Source organism: Streptosporangium sp. NPDC003464 (genome assembly GCF_053588315.1).
In genome coordinates, this window is record NZ_JBSFPS010000005.1 from 44723 (window position 1) to 62206 (window position 17484).

23 protein-coding genes are annotated in these 17484 nt (G+C 62.4%); 11 read left to right on the forward strand and 12 right to left on the reverse strand.

Features of this window, described 5'->3' with window-relative positions:
- Positions 1-2: 2 nt before the first annotated feature.
- A complete protein-coding gene (locus ACWDS7_RS02160) occupies positions 3-1355 on the reverse strand; it encodes an FtsK/SpoIIIE domain-containing protein (protein ID WP_451927710.1) in 1353 nt (450 codons plus the stop codon).
- Positions 1348-1701 carry an SCO3933 family regulatory protein gene (locus ACWDS7_RS02165; RefSeq protein ID WP_451927711.1) on the reverse strand — a complete coding sequence of 118 codons (354 nt, stop codon included), beginning with the start codon at positions 1699-1701 and terminating at the stop codon, positions 1348-1350. The genes ACWDS7_RS02160 and ACWDS7_RS02165 overlap by 8 nt, the downstream gene beginning before the upstream one ends.
- 129 nt (positions 1702-1830) lie before the next feature.
- Between ACWDS7_RS02165 and ACWDS7_RS02170 the strand changes: the two genes are divergently transcribed.
- Positions 1831-2166 carry a GntR family transcriptional regulator gene (locus ACWDS7_RS02170; RefSeq protein WP_451927712.1) on the forward strand — a complete coding sequence of 112 codons (336 nt, stop codon included), beginning with the start codon at positions 1831-1833 and terminating at the stop codon, positions 2164-2166.
- Positions 2167-2171: 5 nt separating this feature from the next.
- Here ACWDS7_RS02170 and ACWDS7_RS02175 read toward each other — a convergent pair whose 3' ends face one another.
- Positions 2172-2348, reverse strand: a complete 177-nt coding sequence (locus tag ACWDS7_RS02175; protein ID WP_451927713.1) for a hypothetical protein — start codon at positions 2346-2348, stop codon at positions 2172-2174.
- Positions 2345-2563: a hypothetical protein gene (locus ACWDS7_RS02180; protein WP_451927714.1), complete on the reverse strand. Its 219-nt coding sequence runs from the start codon at positions 2561-2563 to the stop codon at positions 2345-2347. Before ACWDS7_RS02180 ends, ACWDS7_RS02175 begins: the two co-directional genes overlap by 4 nt.
- Before the next feature lie 153 nt (positions 2564-2716).
- Between ACWDS7_RS02180 and ACWDS7_RS02185 the strand changes: the two genes are divergently transcribed.
- Both ACWDS7_RS02185 and ACWDS7_RS02190 read left to right on the forward strand, forming a co-directional pair.
- Entirely contained in the window at positions 2717-3457 is a 741-nt protein-coding gene (locus tag ACWDS7_RS02185; RefSeq protein ID WP_399516426.1) for an XRE family transcriptional regulator, read from the forward strand.
- Between the two features lie 3 nt (positions 3458-3460).
- Positions 3461-3937, forward strand: a complete 477-nt coding sequence (locus tag ACWDS7_RS02190) for an NUDIX hydrolase (RefSeq protein ID WP_451927715.1) — start codon at positions 3461-3463, stop codon at positions 3935-3937.
- On the opposite strand, the gene ACWDS7_RS02195 is transcribed toward ACWDS7_RS02190, so the two are convergent.
- From ACWDS7_RS02195 to ACWDS7_RS02210, 4 genes are all read right to left on the reverse strand, one after another.
- Positions 3938-4261: a putative quinol monooxygenase gene (locus tag ACWDS7_RS02195; protein ID WP_451927716.1), complete on the reverse strand. Its 324-nt coding sequence runs from the start codon at positions 4259-4261 to the stop codon at positions 3938-3940. It lies immediately after the preceding gene.
- A 152-nt stretch (positions 4262-4413) separates the two neighbouring features.
- Entirely contained in the window at positions 4414-4989 is a 576-nt protein-coding gene (locus ACWDS7_RS02200) for an HD domain-containing protein (protein WP_451927717.1), read from the reverse strand.
- A 67-nt stretch (positions 4990-5056) separates the two neighbouring features.
- Entirely contained in the window at positions 5057-5530 is a 474-nt protein-coding gene (locus tag ACWDS7_RS02205; protein ID WP_451927718.1) for a GntR family transcriptional regulator, read from the reverse strand.
- 4 nt (positions 5531-5534) lie between these two features.
- Entirely contained in the window at positions 5535-5879 is a 345-nt protein-coding gene (locus tag ACWDS7_RS02210; RefSeq protein WP_031167875.1) for a hypothetical protein, read from the reverse strand.
- A gap of 161 nt (positions 5880-6040) precedes the next feature.
- Here ACWDS7_RS02210 and ACWDS7_RS02215 point away from each other — a divergent pair, with 161 nt between their 5' ends.
- The 3 genes from ACWDS7_RS02215 to ACWDS7_RS02225 all read left to right on the forward strand — a co-directional run bounded on the left by ACWDS7_RS02215 (position 6041) and on the right by ACWDS7_RS02225 (position 9395).
- The gene (locus ACWDS7_RS02215) at positions 6041-6775 is read left to right on the forward strand and encodes an XRE family transcriptional regulator (RefSeq protein ID WP_451927719.1); all 735 of its coding nucleotides are present in this window, start codon (positions 6041-6043) and stop codon (positions 6773-6775) included.
- A 376-nt stretch (positions 6776-7151) separates the two neighbouring features.
- Complete coding sequence (locus ACWDS7_RS02220) at positions 7152-8360, forward strand: DUF262 domain-containing protein (protein WP_451927720.1); 1209 nt, start codon at positions 7152-7154, stop codon at positions 8358-8360.
- Between the two features lie 3 nt (positions 8361-8363).
- A complete protein-coding gene (locus ACWDS7_RS02225; protein ID WP_451927721.1) occupies positions 8364-9395 on the forward strand; it encodes an MAE_28990/MAE_18760 family HEPN-like nuclease in 1032 nt (343 codons plus the stop codon).
- 52 nt (positions 9396-9447) lie between these two features.
- Here ACWDS7_RS02225 and ACWDS7_RS02230 read toward each other — a convergent pair whose 3' ends face one another.
- Positions 9448-10020, reverse strand: coding sequence for a DUF1643 domain-containing protein (locus tag ACWDS7_RS02230; protein ID WP_451927722.1), 573 nt, complete (start codon positions 10018-10020; stop codon positions 9448-9450).
- A 114-nt stretch (positions 10021-10134) separates the two neighbouring features.
- Between ACWDS7_RS02230 and ACWDS7_RS02235 the strand changes: the two genes are divergently transcribed.
- A complete protein-coding gene (locus ACWDS7_RS02235) occupies positions 10135-12330 on the forward strand; it encodes a DNA methyltransferase (protein WP_451927723.1) in 2196 nt (731 codons plus the stop codon).
- Positions 12331-12349: 19 nt separating this feature from the next.
- Here ACWDS7_RS02235 and ACWDS7_RS02240 read toward each other — a convergent pair whose 3' ends face one another.
- Positions 12350-13057 (reverse strand): hypothetical protein, encoded by a 708-nt coding sequence (locus ACWDS7_RS02240; protein ID WP_451927724.1) that lies wholly within the window; start codon positions 13055-13057, stop codon positions 12350-12352.
- A gap of 710 nt (positions 13058-13767) precedes the next feature.
- A complete protein-coding gene (locus tag ACWDS7_RS02245; RefSeq protein ID WP_451927725.1) occupies positions 13768-14712 on the reverse strand; it encodes an ADP-ribosylglycohydrolase family protein in 945 nt (314 codons plus the stop codon).
- Between the two features lie 418 nt (positions 14713-15130).
- On the opposite strand from ACWDS7_RS02245, the gene ACWDS7_RS02250 reads away from it, so the two are divergent.
- Genes ACWDS7_RS02250 through ACWDS7_RS02265 form a run of 4 tightly spaced genes read left to right on the forward strand, consistent with a single transcriptional unit; the run spans position 15131 to position 16922 of the window.
- Entirely contained in the window at positions 15131-15370 is a 240-nt protein-coding gene (locus ACWDS7_RS02250; protein ID WP_451927726.1) for a hypothetical protein, read from the forward strand.
- A gap of 3 nt (positions 15371-15373) precedes the next feature.
- A complete protein-coding gene (locus tag ACWDS7_RS02255; RefSeq protein ID WP_451927727.1) occupies positions 15374-16204 on the forward strand; it encodes a hypothetical protein in 831 nt (276 codons plus the stop codon).
- Positions 16201-16512: a hypothetical protein gene (locus ACWDS7_RS02260; protein WP_451927728.1), complete on the forward strand. Its 312-nt coding sequence runs from the start codon at positions 16201-16203 to the stop codon at positions 16510-16512. The genes ACWDS7_RS02255 and ACWDS7_RS02260 overlap by 4 nt, the downstream gene beginning before the upstream one ends.
- Before the next feature lie 2 nt (positions 16513-16514).
- Positions 16515-16922 (forward strand): hypothetical protein, encoded by a 408-nt coding sequence (locus ACWDS7_RS02265; protein WP_451927729.1) that lies wholly within the window; start codon positions 16515-16517, stop codon positions 16920-16922.
- 343 nt (positions 16923-17265) lie between these two features.
- Here ACWDS7_RS02265 and ACWDS7_RS02270 read toward each other — a convergent pair whose 3' ends face one another.
- On the reverse strand, positions 17266-17481 hold the full coding sequence (locus tag ACWDS7_RS02270; protein WP_451927730.1) for a hypothetical protein: 216 nt from the start codon (positions 17479-17481) through the stop codon (positions 17266-17268).
- Positions 17482-17484: the final 3 nt, after the last annotated feature.

Here is a 17484-nt window from a genome sequence, read left to right on the forward strand (position 1 = left end):
GGTCAGGCGTTGAGCAGTTCGGCCAGGTCAGGCTCGGTGACCTCACAGGCGTGGACGCCTGCGGTGATCTCGGCCCAGGACGGAGCGAGATCGGCGTACATCCGGGCCGCGTGCTCGGCGGCCTGCGCAGAGACGTGAAAGGAGCGCGCCCGGTACCACTGGCCGTCCTGGGAGGCCACGATCGCCACCCCCGGTGTCTCGGCGGCGATCGCGCGGGCGGAGACCAGGGCGGCGGGATCGAGGTCGCCGAGGGTCATGGTCGCGGTCTCGGGATCGTTGACCCGGTGGCAGATCCGCCCCGAGCACTGGGCACGCAGCGCGGTGACGCCAGGTCCGAGGTCGGAGCCGATCCGCTGGCCGCAGCAGAACAGGTAGATCCCGAAGGCCCGCCCAAGCTGGGCCACCCGCAGCAGCGCCGTGGAGGTCTTGGCGATCTCGTCCTTCTCGCTCTTGTCGGCCATCAGGTAGAGCTCGGCCAGCTCGTCGACCAGGACCACGACCGGCACCGGCCGCACCGCCGGAGGGAGCTGCCAGAGGTTGCGGGCGCCCGCCGTACGGCACAGGCCCATCCGGTCGAGCATGAGCGCCACCAGGTCGTCGAGCAGGCCGACCGACTCGGCGCGGGTGGTGGCCAGCGCCGACAGGCGGCAGCCGTACGGGGTGAACTCCACGCCGCCCTTGAGGTCGAAGCCGACCAACGCGACCGGTTGCGGAGCCAGTCCGACGATGAGGGCGTTGGCGAGGTTGGACTTGCCGGACTGGGTGGCCCCGGCGTTCAGCCAGTGCGGGACGGCCCGAAAGTCGATCACCCAGGGTTTGCCGGTCTCCAGGCGGCCCACGGTGACCTTGAGCAGCTCGTCGGACGGCGGAAGCCGATCGACCCGAACGAGCGGATCTCGGATCGTGGCGGCCAGGACGACCCGTCCGGGACAAGGGGACGACACCCGGACGGCGTGCACGCCCCACGAGTGCGCGAGCCGCTCGGCGGCCTGGGCGTAGTCATCCGGGATCTGCCCCTCCAGCAGGTGGACGGTGACACGCCAGCCGTGCCGGGTCGGCAGGGGCAGCCACATCCATGGCGTGGTGTCGACGGCGACCCGGCGGAAGCGCCGCCGTACCTTCACGGTGCCGGTGGACACCAGCGCGCCGGGGGTGAGGGTGAAGGCCCAGCGCGCCCGCTTCTTGGTCAGGCCGCAGCCGAGGGCGACCTTCCGCCAGGAGGCTCGGACGCCGATCGCGGTGAGCGGGTAGCCGGCCACCAGCCAGAAGGACCGGTGATGGAAGCGCTGCCAGGCCCAGAGCACGACCAGCATGCAGGCCAGGGCGAAGAGCAGCAGCCGCAGGGATTCAGGCATCGCCGCCTCCTCCTAGCTTTCCGGAGACGGGGACGATCGAGGTGGCCTTGTAGCTGATGCCCCAGCGGGAGGTGCCGTTGCTCGGGATCTCCCAGACGTAGCCGACCATGCCGGTCGGCACGACGTCCTGACCGGGAGCGATCGGCGGTTCTCCGGAGGTTCCGATCTTGACCAGCTCGATCCGGCCATATTCGTCCTCGGCGAGCAGGACGGACTCGTAGACCTTGTTGCCGTCCTTGTCGGTCTTGATCTTGCCGGTGTCCTGGTCGACGACGCGGGGACGGGCGGCTTTGACGCAGGTGAAGCGGAGCCGGTGGGTGTCGACGGGGATCGGGATGGTGCGCATGAGTAGACCTCCTTGTTCGTCTCGGTCAACATAGTCAACCTAGTTAGCCTGGTTGTCAACGTTCTCGTAGTTGGCTTGGTCGCGTCTTTGTGCTGAACTAGGGAGCACGCGCGACGGAAGATGGGGCGGATGGTCAAGAACACCGGGCGACCCGGCTACCTCCAGATCGCCGACGACCTGCGCGAGCAGATCCGGCGCGGTTCCCTCGCCCCCGGCGACCCGCTACCCTCCACCACCCAGCTCGCGACCACCTACGACGCCTCGCTGAGCGTGGTGAAGCTCGCCGTCGGCGTCCTACGAGCCGAAGGGCTGGTCATCGGCCAGCAGGGCAAGGGCGTCTTCGTCCGCGAGGACGCCACCCCGACCCCGCCGGCCTCCGATGAGCTCTCCGAGATCCGCGCCACGCTGCAGGACCTGTCCGCGCGATTGGAACGGGTGGAATCCAGGCTTGCCGAGCGCGAGTAGCGCGCTCATCCCCGTACGTGGCAGCCGATGACCCGCCGGGCCAGGCCCGCCGCCCTGCTCGGCGGGATGTCGCCCAGGCGCATCCGCCGGTCCTCCTGGCGCATGCCGACCAGGACGAGCACGTAGCCGACGGCTACGGTCGCACTCAGCACGAGGCCGATGATCAGGGGGATCGCAGTCACGTCCAGATCACCCCCGCCTCGACGATGCCGCGCGGACGGTTGGCCGGACGCCGGGTCTGCCCGCTCCTCTTGCCGACCGTCCTGCGCCTGGCCGCCTGACGCCGCACCCACCGGTCCCGGGCCCGGCACTTGCGGCAGCGGAACCGCCTCTGCTCCAGGACCGCGCCGCACTCGCAGGCGGGGGTCTCGTCGATCGGCTTGATGTGATTGATCACTGTCGACTCTCCTCTCGGTCGCTGCTGGTGGTGCCTTGCGATACCGAGAGTGCGACAAAGAGTCAGGACGTGATCACTACAGGATGGGACATGTTCAGGACGTCCGGTCTACGATTGCCAGGTCCCCGGACGTCCCCTCTACGGGCAGGTGAGATGGCGAACGAGCGGCTACGGGTAGCCCTTCTCGAACACGGCACCACCGTCGATGCGCTGGCCGAAGCTGTCCGGGTCGACGCCAAGACCGTGGAGCGGTGGATCACCCAAGGTCGCATACCGTACCGAAAGCATCGTTTCGCGGTCGCCAAAATCCTCGGCGTGGAAGAGGCCTACCTGTGGCCGGACGCGCTGACCCCCAAACAGGCCGCAGCCGTCTCCGGAAGCGAACTCGTCACTGTCTACCCGCACCGCTGGGCCGTACCCAAGGACACCTGGGGACGTCTGTTCTCCGCGGCCCAGGAGGAGATCGGCGTACTGGTCTACAGCGGCATCTTCATCGCCCAGGACACCGGCATCATGCGCACCTTCGCTGAGAAGGCCAAGGCCGGTGTGCGTGTCCGTATCCTGCTCGGCAACCCGGACGCACTCGAAATCGCCCAGCGCGGCGCGGACGAAGGCGTCGGCGACGGCATGGCCGCGCAGACCCGGATGGCCCTGATGCTCTACCGGCCGCTACAGCAGGTCGAGGGCATCGAGATCCGGTTGCACCACACCATCCTGTACAACTCCATCTACCGCGGGGACGACCAACTTCTCGTCAACACCCACATCTACGGCAAGTTCGCCGCCGACGCCCCGGTCATGCACCTGCGCAAGATAGTGGGCGGGGACATGGTCTCGACCTACACCGACAGCTTCGAAGCCGTCTGGGCCGGCGCCACCCCCGTAGAGTCCTGAGTCATGGCCCGCCGCATCGACTTCTACGACGACCCTGAGGCGCCCGCGCCCAACAGTCTCGTCCCCTCGGTGAACGTCGTGGTCACCAACGACGCCGGGGACATCCTCATGATCTGCCGCACGGACAACGGCAACTGGGCCGTTCCAGGTGGAGCCATCGACCTGGGTGAGTCCCTGCCGCAGGCGGCCATCCGGGAGACGCTGGAGGAGACCGGCATCACGTGTGAGATCACGGGCCTGGTCGGCACCTACACCGACCCTCGTCATGTGATCCTCTACACCTCAAACGGCGAGGCCCGCCAGGAGTTCTCCATCGTGCTGACCGGCCGCGCGGTAGCCGGCGAGCCAACGCCGAGCGACGAGTCCCGCGAGGTGCGGTGGGTGCCCCGTGATGAGGTCGGCTCGTTGCTGATGGACCGCTCGATGCGACTGCGGATCGGGCATTTCCTAACCGACACCACCGGGCCGCACATCGGCTAGCTAGGCCGGTGTCAGCTCCGCCATCTGCGACCAGCCCTCGCCGGGCACCTCGACGTTGATGATCTCCGGTGTCTCCGCGATCACTTCGGGCATCCACGCCATGGCGGTCTTGAAGTGCTCGGAGCCCACGTGAGCCTCACCCGCCGCCGATGAGGCGAACGCCTCAAGCAGGACGAACTGGTTGGGCGTCTCGACGCTCCTGGACCACTCGAAGAAGACGTTGCCCGGCTCCTGCCGGGTGGCCCGGGTGAAGTCGTCGACGAGCGAGAGCCATTCCTCACTGCGTTCGGGACGGACGGTGAACTTGACGGTGATGAAGATCATGAGCTGGTTTCTTTCGCTGTGCTGAAGGTGCGTGCTCTCCACGTGCGGGTGCCAAGCGCAGGTGCTGCGCCGGGCAGGCACGCAGCGCCATGACCACGATAAACGAGAGCCCAGCCGGCCAGCCGCCAGGGCATCCTGGGTCCGGCCTGCCGTCAGCGGCCGTCCCGGCCATCTGGCAGAGCGCCGTTAGCCAGCGCGGCCTGCACCGCCTGCACAGCTGAGGTGATGCACGGGGTCGCGTTGCTGATCGAGCGGCTGACCAGATGTTCGGGGCCGTAGCGGGAGTGGATCTCCGCCAGCCGTACGTCAACTTCCAGGGGGAGCCCGTCCGGGCTGGTGGTCATATCGCAGTAGGTCAGCGCCTCCACCAGTTCGGGCCGTTCCTGGTCGAACTCGGCGTTGAGTGTCTCCAGCAGGCCGCGCTCGGTCGCCTCGTAGACCGCGCACGAGTGATGCGCGACCAGCCGGACGAGCTTGTCGTCGGCCTGGTGAACGTCGCGCAGGTAGCGGGCGCCGTCGAGCGGGTGGAAGCCGGTGTCGATCAGCTCGGGCGCGTACCCGATGTCGTGCAGCCAGGCCGAGGCGGTCAGCAGGTCGGATTCCTCCCCAAGGATCGGCGCCAGCGACTCGGCGCGTGCGGCCACCCCTTGCGTGTGCGCCCACCGGCGCGGCAGCGGCTCGGCAAGGAGGTGGCGGGCCAGGTCACGCGCCCACTCAGCTTGTCCCATGCGGTTCACCATAGATGCCGGTCCCCGAGGTGAATCCAGAGTTGTGGACGAGACGTCTCAAGACGTCTCAGTCTGACGCGAATTGAACAAATCGGCCCTTGCCGTGCGCTGTCACGATCAGCCCCTCGTTTCTCAGCTCGTCGAGAGCCTGGCGGACCGTGTTACGCGAGGCCCCGTGGTGTCTGCGCAAGGCCATCTCGCTCGGCAGCCTGGCGCCGGCCACGAGAGCCCCGGTACGGATCTGCTCCCGCAGATCGTTCGCGATCACCTGATACCGGTAGGCCGGCCCCGTCTCCTGGTCGGGGTCGTTGACCACGCGTCCCCTGCCGGGCAGCGCGGTGATCAGCCCCTCGCCCTCCAACAGCGCCAGGCCGCGCCGGACGGTGCTGCGGGCTACTCGGAAGTACTCGGCCAGGGCTGGTTCTGAGGGCAGGGTGCTTCCTCGGGGATACTCGCCAGCGGTGATCTGGGCGCGGATGCGGTCGGCGAGCTGGCGGTAGACCAGCCCGCCGGTCAGCCATCGACTCGTGGCGGCTCTCATCGGATCAGCCGCGGTACGCGTCTGCGATCTTGCCCACGTTGACGCTGAGTACTCCCTGTTCGCCCTCGCGCCAGCCTTCGCGCGCGGCAGCGGCGATCCGCTCGGCGGCCTTCAGCAGATGCAGGGACGAGGTCCGCTCGTCGTGCTGATCACCCCAGTAGAACCAGTGGAACGCCATCTGCACGTACACGCGCCGGGTCCGGAAGTGACGGTCGACGACCTCCAGGCAGGGCTGCCCGCCGCCGTCCACGATCAGGACCGTGGTGGTCTCATGCGGCCGGAGTTCGATCTCCAGAGCGGTGAGAAGGTCTTGTTGGTAGGCGCGCTGTCGCTCCCGTGCGATCGTCATGCGGTGAACTCCCGTCGGCGTGGAGGGCAAGGTCCGGATGCTGGACCCCGTGCCGACGAGCTTCGTCCGCGTGGCCGTTTCCTGACACCACAACTAGGGGACGTCTAGGGACGTTTTATGTTAGCGTCGCAGGCAGTGCCCCTGTCACGGAAGGCGCCCCCATGAACGAGAACCTTCGCCACGCCCTCATCCGAGCACGGATACAACCCCTCGACGTCGCCACCCACTTGGCCGTCGACCCCAAAACCGTGAGCCGCTGGCTGAGCGGTCGGGTCCCACACCCCCGCCATCGCCTGGCCGTCGCCGACCTTCTCCAGGTCGATGAGGACGACCTGTGGCCTGAGAGCGTGCGCCAGAGGCGAGGACTCTCCACCGAGATCAAGGCCGTCTATCCGCACCGCTGGGCCGTGCCGGCGGATGCCTGGCGCACGTTCTTCGAGTCCGCGAACAAGGAGATCGGCATCCTTGTCTACAGTGGGCTGTTCCTCGCCGAGGACGCCGGACTACTGCGCATCTTGGCTGAGCGAGCGAAGGCCGGGGTGAGGGTGCGCATCCTGCTCGGCGATCCCGACAGCCCGCATGTGGCAGCCCGCGGGGTCGAGGAAGGCATCGGCGGCGACGTCATGGCCGCCAGAGTCCGCAACGCCCTCACTCTCTACTGGCCGCTCCGAGGCGTCGACGGAGTCGAGATCCGGTTGCACCGCACGGTGCTCTACAACTCCATCTACCGCGCGGACGACGAACTGCTGGTCAACCTCCACGCCTACGGCACCCGAGCCCCTGAGGCGCCCGTCATCTATGTGATACACAGCCAGGCTGACAGCCCGGCGACGACTTACCTCGACAGCTTCGAACGCGTCTGGATGAGTGCCGAAGCCGCAGTCCAGAGGGTCTGATCAGCATCCTGCTCAAGATCGGAAGAAACTTATCTGTTCGTCTTCAAGGCCGTCCGCCTTCGGCGGGCGGCGCGCTTCGGGGCGGTCGCTGGCCGCGCTGCGGCTCTCCGGCCGGTCGCGGCCAGCACCGCCTCCGCGCCACTACAGGAGGGCCTGGATGCTGGTCCCACCACAACAGCCAGCGAAGGCTCCTGCCCGAGCCAGAAGAGACACCTCCCATATAACTCTTTGATGGATGGCCAGCTATAAGATCTTCCCTTGCGTATACGATTGAGCTCCAACACAGTCCTTCTGCACACTCCTCGGAGACGAAGGGTGAGCAAGTTTTGAACCGTGGAACAGGAATCGCTGTACAGCGAATTTTATTGGAGCCAGCATGTCCCGAGACACTGAGCCAATTCATCTACTCCCTGGAGAGAAGATTGATTTCGATAAGGACTCAGAGGGCTCCACTGATACGCCTATCCGTCGCAATCAAAGCGACTTCAGAATAGTAACAGAACAGGCGCGCTATCAGGTTGCACAGATTCCCGACCTAGTCAGTGGCGGCGAATGGAACCTCAATCCCGAGTTCCAACGCCGCCACCGATGGACGACACAGAAGCAATCGCTTCTTATTGAATCTATCATGCTAAACGTGCCCATTCCTCCAATCTTTCTTTACGAGGCCGAACTCAGCAAATTTGAGGTAATGGACGGCCTACAAAGACTCACAGCTATTTCGGAGTTTTATAGGGACACATATCAGCTGAGCAACTTGGAATACTTCCCGCAACACAACGGTAAACGCTATTCTGATTTGGATGACGTATCACAACGAGGTATCGACAGGCGATATCTGAGTGCTGTAATCCTACTGCATGAGACAGGCGGGCCTTCTGGGCGTGAGGCGGACCTACTAAAACAGCTCGTCTTCGAACGAATTAACAGCGGGGGGGTAGACCTTACTCCTCAAGAGTCAAGGAATGCGCTTCTTCCGGGAGCGATGAATCGGCTGTGTCTAGAACTTGCAGAGACGCCCAGCTTCCGTCGTCTTTGGCGAATTTCACCTAAAGATCCAGTGGATGGAGAAGCCGTACGGGTCGAGGACCACCCCTACTACAAATCTATGTACGACGTCGAGCTCGTTCTGAGGTTTTTCGCGTACAGGCAGCGCCTAACCTCAGGAGGTCGTAGTCCACGAAATCTAACGGTCTTTCTCGACGATTACCTCAGGGCGGCCAACCGATTCCGCCAGAGCTTGCTCGATGACCTTGGTGAGCTATTCACGCAGACCTCGGATCTGATCGAGGAGGTTCTAGGTGAGCGCGCGTTCTGGCTGAGGCGTATCAGAAGGTCGAACTGGCAATGGATTGAAGAACCAGCAATCGTGGCCTATGAACCCATGATGCTCGCATTCAGCCAAAGATTGGCACATAAGTCAGAACTCATACATCGACGCAACGACATCAGCGACGGCCTCGGAGGCTTCTACGAGGAGAACGGGGACAGAATCGACGGAAGGAAGGTAAATCCCCGGGATCTGGAGGAGAGGAACAAACTCTATCTTGCGTTCCTTGACAGTTATCTCGAAGGCCGGAGCTAGCTGGTGCTCGAGATTCTCAGATCTGCCCAAATACGCTTCGACGATGTGGTCTCAGTGCTGAAGTTTGATGAGAAGCTTCAGACCCTAGCCGAAACACGCGAGTCTTCAAGAAGGCCAGAGTGGCGACGTTTAATCTACTCCGGAGCGATCATTAACATCTATGGGAGCCTAGAGCAATTCATCGATGATATCATCGCTCGCTACGCTACGCTGTGTGCCGCATTCTTTCCGGAGTACTCTCTTCTCCCTGAAAAATTGAAGGCGGCCCACGATTCTCAGGCCAGACAGCTCTTGACCCGGGATAGTGGCGGCAGGCTCAGCCGCGATGACATCGACGAAATGCTGAGGTGTCTCGCCTCCTGTTTGGATGGAGGAGCAAGTTACTCGCTGAGCGGCATCGCCCTAAGCTTCCATGATCGCAACTTGAAGGCCGAAGTAATCGAGGAAATGCTGGCCAGAATCAATGTTGCCATCAGCGGGCCAATGCGACGCCTCGAGATTAAAGGGGCCAACGACAGCGTTCTTATGGGGCTATACAAGGACACCGAAAGCATCCTGAGCGATCTGGTCACTCGAAGAAATGAGATAGCCCATGGGGACTACTCAAACCTTTTGAGCTCGGAAATTCTAGAAGCGATCGTGAAAGTTCTGAAGCTACTTGTTCAGGTAATCTTCGACGAGATTAGGAAGGCGACATTTCTACATCTCAACCCGGATTCGGTGGGATACGTTAAGAACTACTTCGCTCAGCCCAATGCACATCTAGTCGAACTGACTGCAGCCGAGATCTCCGTTGGTGATATGATATTCGGCATCGAAAAAGGCTCGTCGCGACTTAGAACCGCGACAGTGATAAGCCTGCAAGATGACGGTACAGAGGCCGACTGCCTCGTGAGAGATGCACTACGTGCAAGTGACGGCTGTATCGGACTAACTCTATCGCCCAGGGTGGTTTTTGCAAGCAAGATCCACTCACTGAACGCCGAAATAGCCGAGTTGCTAGTTGATAGTCATTTTGAAACGGCAACAAATTAGCGGCATACGCCAATTTGTTTAGTATAGATTTACGCAGATCTGAGACAGCTTCTCAAAAGGCGTAATCGAACAGGATACGCCCCTCTTGAGTATCCAATAAGGTCGGCACAAGGACCTGGCTTAGTCGTTCCTCAAAACAGTCTCCAGGAACTCTCCCCTTCTCAGGACCTACATACTGGCGCCATCGGGATGGATGCCTCGGCTTGGCCGTCACAGTCCAGACCCGCTCGATGCCTACTTGATTTAGCACGTCAAACAGCCACCTTGCCTGTCGCTGCAGGCTGAGCCGCACGGGTCCACTCATCCCGCCCACTCCCCAGGCGATGATCACTTCGTCGGCTCGTTCCAAGGTGATAGCAAGCGCCGCTTGAGCTTCCTCCACCTCGGAGTCTCTAATCGTGGCCCGGTTCAGCGCCGCAGCATCCTTCGTCGGTACATTGATCAGGTTGGCCACAGCGATGCGATCACAGCCGACGAGCGGCAAAATAGAGCAGACATTGCGGTACGTGATCGTATCGTCCAGGGGCTTCAGCGCTGGGTTCAGCAGGACAGCGCACAAGGTCCGCCGGCGAGCCCACTCGCCTCGATCAGCTCCCTTCGGCTCCTTGGCCTGGGGACTGCTCACCCGCGTCTTACCTCCATCACAGCGTCCTGGACGCACTTACCTGGAAGGTCATGTTATCCACAGGGAAGCCGAGAGTCCGCCCGCAACTGTCGAGGAACATGGATACTTGTGCGCGTGTTGAACCAGCAAGCAGACCTCTTCGAGCAGTCCGCCATGCTCGAGACACCAAGCGATGGCAGCCTCGCTCAGATCACTCGGGACGCCGTGCCATCAGTGAGTGCTCTTGAGTCTGGCTTCCCCGCCGGGCTCATCTCGGCAGCAGCGGAGCGTGAATCTTGGCGCAAGGAGGTTCATCGCCCCGCTACCCACACGCACAAATGGTGGGCACAGCGACTGGGGTCAGTGTTCCGTGGAATCCTTGCGGCCGCTGTAGCCCGCGACGAGGCAGATGCTGTCGCTTGCTACTCCGGCGCCCTTCGCCTTCCGGGGCTAGTGGTATGTGATCCGTTTGCAGGGTCAGGAACCACTCTCGCAGAAGCCGCAAAACTAGACGCAAGGGTGATCGGTCGCGACATTAACCCGGTGGCGACACTGGTTCAGCGCCAGGCGCTAGCGATCTGGGACAGGTCCTTGCTCGATGCTGCCTTCAAGAAAGTGGAGGCGCAGGCCAGGAGGGAGATCGATGAGCTCCACCGAGACAGATATGGGCGGCCCGTTCTCTACTACTTCTGGGTTGCCCTCGCTCAATGCCCAGCATGCCCGCCAGAGGCTGAGCCGGTAGAGCTGTTCAGCAGGTACATCTTCGCACAGCATGCATACCCAAAGAAATATCCGACTAGTCGGGCAACGTGTCCTCACTGCCACGCGGTCAACGTGGTCAACATTATTGAGGATAAGAGCTTTGTGTGCCATAGCTGTGGGGTCACGTCGGGCCTCGAAGGCCCTGTCAACAGAGCCTCTATGACCTGCCCGATCGGCCACATTACAAAAGTCATCGATGCTCTCAATGGGAAGCCGCCGGCGCATCGGATGTATGCAAAGCAGGTTCTAGCCGGAGACGGTTCACGGCTATATGAGCCTATCGATGAGTACGACCTTTCTCTCTACGAGAAAGCGGAGCGCCAGCTTACCGAAAACCGCGCTAACTTGGTGCTCCCAACGGGTCACCTCGACGACGGACACAATACCCGTCAGGCTATTCGCTGGAATTACTGCAAGTGGGATCAGTTCTTCAATGCACGGCAGCTCTACAGCCTTGGCTTGCTAGGCGCCGCCATTCGGGATCTGGAGCGAGGACCAGAGCGTGAGGCTCTAGCGGCTCTATTCTCAGGCGTCCTGGAGTTTAACAACCTCTTCTGCTCTTTCAAGGGTGAAGGAACCGGTGCCGTCCGGCACATGTTTTCGAATCACGTCCTGAAGCCTGAGCGTACCCCCCTAGAGGCCCACCCTTGGGGAACGCCTGTATCGTCAGGATCTTTCTCGACTCTCTATCAGTCGCGAATCATTCGCGCACTTGAGTACAAGCTGCGCCCACACGATCTAGTCCCCGGGAGTGGGGATTCTGACCGACGGTTCGGCTTGTCTCTTCCGCTTCAGTCCGGAATCGGCGATGCTGAAAAGTTTCGCGCGGGAGAGTCGGAGGCTTACGTAAGTAATGGCTCCTCGACGTCATTCGATCTCCCGGACTCGTCCGTAGATCTGATCATCACAGATCCGCCATTCATGGACAATGTCCACTACAGCGAACTGGCAGACTTCTTCCATGCGTGGCTTCGGCAGATTCATCCCTTCAATGGCTATCCCACGAGTGTCCACACGACGAGAAATCCGGAAGAGGTGCAATCAGCCGATCCAACAAAGTTCGGCGAGGCGATCGCATCAGTGTGGAAGGAGTGCGCACGCCTTCTGAAGCCCAGCGGACTCCTCGCATTCACCTTCCACCAGGCCCGAATCTCCGCATGGGTAGAGCTAGTGAAGGCTCTTGAGTCGGCAGGGTTGGTTGTCACGGCTATTCAGCCGGTCAAGGCCGAAATGAGCACAAGCACAATAAAGTCGAGTGCAGCGGACCCATCCAATCTGGACTCGATTGTTGTATGCCGCTCCGGCAATAGCACCTTGCCGACCGCCGAAACCGTGGACCAGGTAGTGGCACGAGCCGTTGCAGGTTTGCGTGAGTGCCAGGAAGCCAAGATCAAAGTAGGGTACGCCGATGTCGAATCAGTTCTGCGAGGTTCAGTCCTGTCGCTTCACACGCATCCAAGGAACGAAGATTCCTTGGATGCGCTCGCTACGGCCGCAGAGCTAGCCGTCGCCACTGCTGCGAGCACGCTCGGTATAAAGTCAAACCGTGCGCGCGGAGTTGCGGATTAGCTGCCCTGAATGAGACGTGTCACTCATCCATAGGAAGCTCCGCTTGGACGGCGGCCCGACTTCGCGATGTAACTGGGCCACCGGCGGCGCCTGCGAGCCGGTAGGCAGAGAAGCGATGTTCCCTACCGGCCGTCGGGTTAGGCTCCTTCTCCGTCACCAGCTCATTTGTTCTTAGGTTGAAGGAGTATTCGACCACGAGGTAGTCAGCTTCGGTACGTACGAGATTTCCTACCTCGACGAGCCTTTCATCAGCGATAACGCCTTCAGGCGCGATGAGCGTTGCTTGCCCGTCCGTACCATCAGCAAGAGCGAACGGCGTTGGGATGACGTACATCTTTCGATCCCGCACCAACACGTCGCCATAGTTCCCGAACTTGAAGCTCTTATTCTCGTGCACGTAATCGCGTGTGCAATTGAAGAAATCGCCATGGCAGACGACCAGATCGGTTACGGGATACTCCGAACTGGGAGCCTTTTTTGGGTACCGCCCAAAAACGTAGTATACGGTGCGTCCATCGTGGACACCACTTGGAAGCTGGCTATTACTGTCAAAAGATGCTGCGCGGCCAGGGAATGCTAAACCCTTGACCTCATACCCTTCGGGATAATCAATTAGAGAGAAATCTGGATAAGTGTTCCGTCCAGGCTCCTTGTATGGGACGCCTATTGCGTCCAGTCGCGCGCCCACCCAATTCTGGAAGTGATACTCCTTGTCGGTCGCGCTCACGCGACTGATCAACACTTCATCTCTGCGGGCCTCAGCGCAAGCCACGAAGACATCCGCCACAGTCGAGTGACTCCCTGTGCTCAAAGTACTTCCCTCCCGTGTGACTCCCGTTGATCAAGAGAGGGTATAGCCTCAGGAGGCGTCTCGGTGAGGCCCAATTGAGTTCGCGTTCGGAGCCGTGGTCGCCCTGCGTTCACTATCCAAGGGTGCCAGCCATCGACTGACGTTGCGGCAACCCACGAACCATGCACGAAGCGAACTTGCCCAGCAGGTATGCCGGTAGAGGATTCATGCAGGTCAGGGGGAAGTCCGCGCTCTCGCAGCCCCCTTTTCCTAACCTGGATGCTGTACAGCAACACCGCCGAACAGCACCTGTTGTCACCGCCCAGCAAAGTAGCTCGGCCGGCGCGACGAGGACATCAGCACTTCCTGTCGGCAGTTCGCATCGAAGTGGTCAGGGCCGTGACGATCGCGCACTTCGCCACCCGCCGACCATGGCGGGGGCGATCGAGGCCGAGGTCCTCCTCCGTCGGGCCCCGGCACCGAGTGACCGCGGCTGAGGTGACTGCCCTGACAGCAACGTCCCCATACGCCGCCCCATGTGCGCCACCGTCCACACACGCCCGACCAGGATCTCGATCAGCGATCGGGGTGGTTGCTCCGCCTGAAAGCGGAAGGTCGGCGCGCGCTCTGCAGACCAGGCTCGGTCGTCAGCCTGTACTCGGACGCTCTACGAGGTCACGAGCAAGGTTGAGCAGGTGAGGTAGACGCAGGGTTCGGCCGCCGCTTCCGGGTAACGGAACGTGTAAGGACTCGGTCCAGTTGGTAGGAATCGCTGCCGGTCCGTACACGGCTCCGGCCAAGCCACCGGTGACCGCGGCGACGGTGTCGGTGTCGCCGCCGAGGTCGATCGCAGTGCGGATTGCATCCTCATAGCTGCAGGTGGTGCGCAGTGCGCATACGACTGAACCGAGACAGGGCCAGACGGCGCCGTTGAACTCGGTGGCCTGGTCGGGATGCCAGCCGGGGACGAGAACGGCGGCATAGCGCTCACGATGGTCGGAATGGACAGCGGAGAGGGTCAGGGAGACGTCGTCCAAGGGGTCCGCACCATCCAAGGCGACGCGCATCAGGTCGTGAAAGATCGCGCTACCTTCCCACGCTGCCGGGTCGCCGTGGGTGAGGGCGGCGATGTTCCGAGCGGCGTCCATGGTGGCCTGCTGACCGTCGCGGGCGAAGTACACCGCCGACGGGGTAACCCGCATCAGCGCACCGTTACCCGCGGCTCGGTGGCTGCTCCGGTAGTGAGCGGCGGCGGCCTGATCCCAGGGCAGGCCGCGGGTCAGTACGTCTTCGGTCTGCAGTCCGATGTCTTTGGGATCATCGGCCGCCCACCGCTGGAAGCGCGCGAAGATATCCGGCAGGTCCAAACCGCCGCGCTCCAGCAGCGACTCGGCAACATGAACAGCCATCTGCGTATCGTCGGTGGCCTCCCCGGCGTCCCAGCCGCCACCTCCACTCATCTCGCCGCCGGCAGCCGGCACCGGAAAGCGGGAGGAGAACGCGCCCGCCGCGCCGAACTCGAAGGGAGCACCTAGCGCATCGCCCACAGCCGAACCGACGACCGCGCCAATGGCACGCTGCACAAGATTCACATCCCCAAGCTAGTTGGCGTTGCAGTATCGGGCTGTAGCGCTTCGCGGTGGATGATCGCGCACAAGCTGATCAGGAGCAGTCGGTTAACGCCGGGGTACTTTGTACGCGGCGTTTCAGGGGCAGCGATCGCCATGCCTCAGGACGGACGGTCATACCGCTGCGGGCTTCCGTTCCTGGGGCCTGGGGACCCTGCAGTACCGGTTGCCAGATGCAGCCATAGGACTCTGATCCGGGGATCACACAGGCGTTCCTACAGCCAATCGCGGGCCACGAAAGAGATAGTGGCTGGAGTCACGTCGCATCATCTGACACTTCAGGCCAATCCCGACGATTCGGTTGCTGCCGTAGATGGAGCGCAGTCCAATGGCCTCACGCCCTGGCCCTCAAGCTCGACCGTCGTACCCGAAGGAGTCACACATGACCCGGGAGCAAGTGGAACAGGCCTTACGCCGAGCCGAACAACTCACCGATCAAGCCAGGCCATGCCTCGACCGGGCGATCGCGCTCATGGCGCAGAACGTCTGGACCGGCCCGGCCGCACAACGCTTCGCCGACGAACTAACCGCTCAGCGCCAAGCCCTCATCGGAGCCTGCGCAGGCACGGTCGACGAACTCCGGGCGCTATTAGCCCGCACGCCAGCCGACAGCCGCGGCTGACCCATGGGTCAACTGGAGGGCATGGTCCCTGAGGGAGTCCGCAGCCTGAAGGACGCACTGCGCCAGGCTGAATCGTCGCTGGACTCCATCGGCGAGGAGTTATGGAACATACTGCGCGGGGCCTGGCTGTCGACCGCCTCGGCCGACACGGTCCGTCAGGTATCGGCGTGGGCTGGAACTCAGGGCCCGGAGATCAATAAGCGGTTGGTGCTCCTGGAGCGCATGGAGCTGGACAAGCCGGAGCTGTTCGGCGCTGGCAAACCGCCAATATCGGTCGACGACTCGATGTTCGCTCCGGGAGCGGTCCTGCCCACGACAGGCGGCTTCTGGGACCGCGTCGGCCAGCAGATCCAGGACACCTTCGACCCGAACCTGATCTCCGGCAACCCGCTGACGGAAACGGTCAAGGGCACGGTGGAGAGCGTGACTGGCTTGGGCAAGATGGTGATTGACTACTCTCCTGCCCGGGCGGTCGTTGACTTCATGGGCTGGCAACGCAGCGTCAACGACCTGGGCCAAAGCCTGCTCTACGGCATTCAGAACCCGACCGAGTTCGCCAAGTCGGCGCTGGTGGGCTTCCAACCCCGAGCGGCATTCGGCCGTCTCCTCCCGGACATCGTGGCAGCCGTCACCACGGCCGGCTCCAGTGGCGCTGCCTCAGGCACCGCCAAGGCCATCGGAGCCCTGGGCAAGGCGGCCAAGGGCGTAATAAGCCCAAGCCGACGGCCACGCTCTCACGCTTCGGGGAGCGCTTCGAACTTAAGGGGAAGGAGGTGCCACCGCTGTTCCGGGGGGACGGTCGGACACTGGACAGAATCTTCGAGAACGGTATGACCGCTCGCGACCCGGACATGAGCATCGAACAGCACCTCTCCGGCGAGAACGGCCTGATCGTCGCCTCGAAGAGCAAGAACGTGGCCAGGGGGTTCGCCGTCGGGCACAAGGGATACATCTATGAGATCGATGATCGCGGAAACGGTATGGAAGTACCGTACAGCCCCGGCTTCAAACACCTCAAAGGCGAGCAAGAGGTCGTGTTCAAGCGGATCGATCCATCGCAGATCAGAGGAGCCTGGAAGCCGGGCAAGTACGGGAGCGCTGACGACGTCTGGATTCCGAACCCCAACTACGTGCCGAGGTGAGCATGAACGACCTCGAATTGGTCAACTTGGCGGACGAATCCCTCCTGCCATGCCGGGTGACAACGCAGACCGATGGCGAGACGTACGAACTCCGGCTGACTCGCGTAAGCGCTTCGCCGATCAGGGTTCTCTCCTCGATCGACTTCGAAGACGCCTTGCGACAGCTGAGAGCAGAGCTGGAACAGCAGAACCTGCTGTTGCTCTGCAGCAAGTACCGCCGCGACGCTTTCGTCTCCTCGATGTCACGTCAAATGAGTGAGGGCCTGTCGTGCTACCTGATCGTCGCCGGAGAACCCGTATCGCCAGAACTGCTCGCCGATAGCCTCGGGCCCGCACCCAGGAGTGATGTCGTCACCGCCGAGGAGGCATCGAAGTTCATCAATGAATGGATCGCCAGCTTCGACGACTGACGAGTCTCTTTGGAGAGGGGCATTGGCTCTTGGTTGGTGTCATGCCGACACGCCGCCACGAGGAAGCCACCAGCCGCGGATCTTGCTAACGCCGATGCTAACAACGTCCCTGGACACCGGCATACGCCCCTGGAAGATGATCAATCTGGAGAAGCCACCGAGCAGGCACTTCTGACAGCGGTAGATCTCCGTGGACGATCTCGAACTGGCTACGGATCAGAAGGTTGGGGTTTCGAGTACCTCCAGCCGCACAGCAGCAAGAAGGACCCTGAGCAGGGATTATCCGCTCAGGAGCCTTCTTCTTTTCTTATCCAGCTTCGTTCGGCCGGGAAACACCGGAGAGTCATCGCGGCCCCTGGACCGCGGTCAAGACCGCCACGCACAGGGCCATCGCTGCGGCGAACGCGCCGCCACTCACCAGGGCCGATTCAGCGAGTCCCGCTCCGGTCTGGCTCTTCAGTATGCCCGCGACCAGGGCGATCATCAGGGAGAAGAGCCCCGCGATCGCCAGCCACAGGGCCCGGGCGGCACTCGGGCCAGCGGGAGGTTGCGTGTCCATGCG

Excerpts from the sequence above, each read along its gene's own strand:
- ACWDS7_RS02160 (WP_451927710.1), bottom strand. The coding sequence starts at position 1,355 with ATGCCTGAATCCCTGCGGCTGCTGCTCTTCGCCCTGGCCTGCATGCTG.
- ACWDS7_RS02190 (WP_451927715.1), top strand. The coding sequence starts at position 3,461 with ATGGCCCGCCGCATCGACTTCTACGACGACCCTGAGGCGCCCGCGCCC.
- ACWDS7_RS02165 (WP_451927711.1), bottom strand. The coding sequence starts at position 1,701 with ATGCGCACCATCCCGATCCCCGTCGACACCCACCGGCTCCGCTTCACC.
- ACWDS7_RS02170 (WP_451927712.1), top strand. The coding sequence starts at position 1,831 with ATGGTCAAGAACACCGGGCGACCCGGCTACCTCCAGATCGCCGACGAC.
- ACWDS7_RS02195 (WP_451927716.1), bottom strand. The coding sequence starts at position 4,261 with ATGATCTTCATCACCGTCAAGTTCACCGTCCGTCCCGAACGCAGTGAG.
- ACWDS7_RS02210 (WP_031167875.1), bottom strand. The coding sequence starts at position 5,879 with ATGACGATCGCACGGGAGCGACAGCGCGCCTACCAACAAGACCTTCTC.
- ACWDS7_RS02255 (WP_451927727.1), top strand. The coding sequence starts at position 15,374 with ATGGGTCAACTGGAGGGCATGGTCCCTGAGGGAGTCCGCAGCCTGAAG.
- ACWDS7_RS02200 (WP_451927717.1), bottom strand. The coding sequence starts at position 4,989 with ATGGGACAAGCTGAGTGGGCGCGTGACCTGGCCCGCCACCTCCTTGCC.
- ACWDS7_RS02270 (WP_451927730.1), bottom strand. The coding sequence starts at position 17,481 with ATGGACACGCAACCTCCCGCTGGCCCGAGTGCCGCCCGGGCCCTGTGG.
- ACWDS7_RS02220 (WP_451927720.1), top strand. The coding sequence starts at position 7,152 with ATGTCCCGAGACACTGAGCCAATTCATCTACTCCCTGGAGAGAAGATT.
- ACWDS7_RS02205 (WP_451927718.1), bottom strand. The coding sequence starts at position 5,530 with ATGAGAGCCGCCACGAGTCGATGGCTGACCGGCGGGCTGGTCTACCGC.
- ACWDS7_RS02250 (WP_451927726.1), top strand. The coding sequence starts at position 15,131 with ATGACCCGGGAGCAAGTGGAACAGGCCTTACGCCGAGCCGAACAACTC.
- ACWDS7_RS02185 (WP_399516426.1), top strand. The coding sequence starts at position 2,717 with ATGGCGAACGAGCGGCTACGGGTAGCCCTTCTCGAACACGGCACCACC.
- ACWDS7_RS02215 (WP_451927719.1), top strand. The coding sequence starts at position 6,041 with ATGAACGAGAACCTTCGCCACGCCCTCATCCGAGCACGGATACAACCC.
- ACWDS7_RS02260 (WP_451927728.1), top strand. The coding sequence starts at position 16,201 with ATGACCGCTCGCGACCCGGACATGAGCATCGAACAGCACCTCTCCGGC.
- ACWDS7_RS02265 (WP_451927729.1), top strand. The coding sequence starts at position 16,515 with ATGAACGACCTCGAATTGGTCAACTTGGCGGACGAATCCCTCCTGCCA.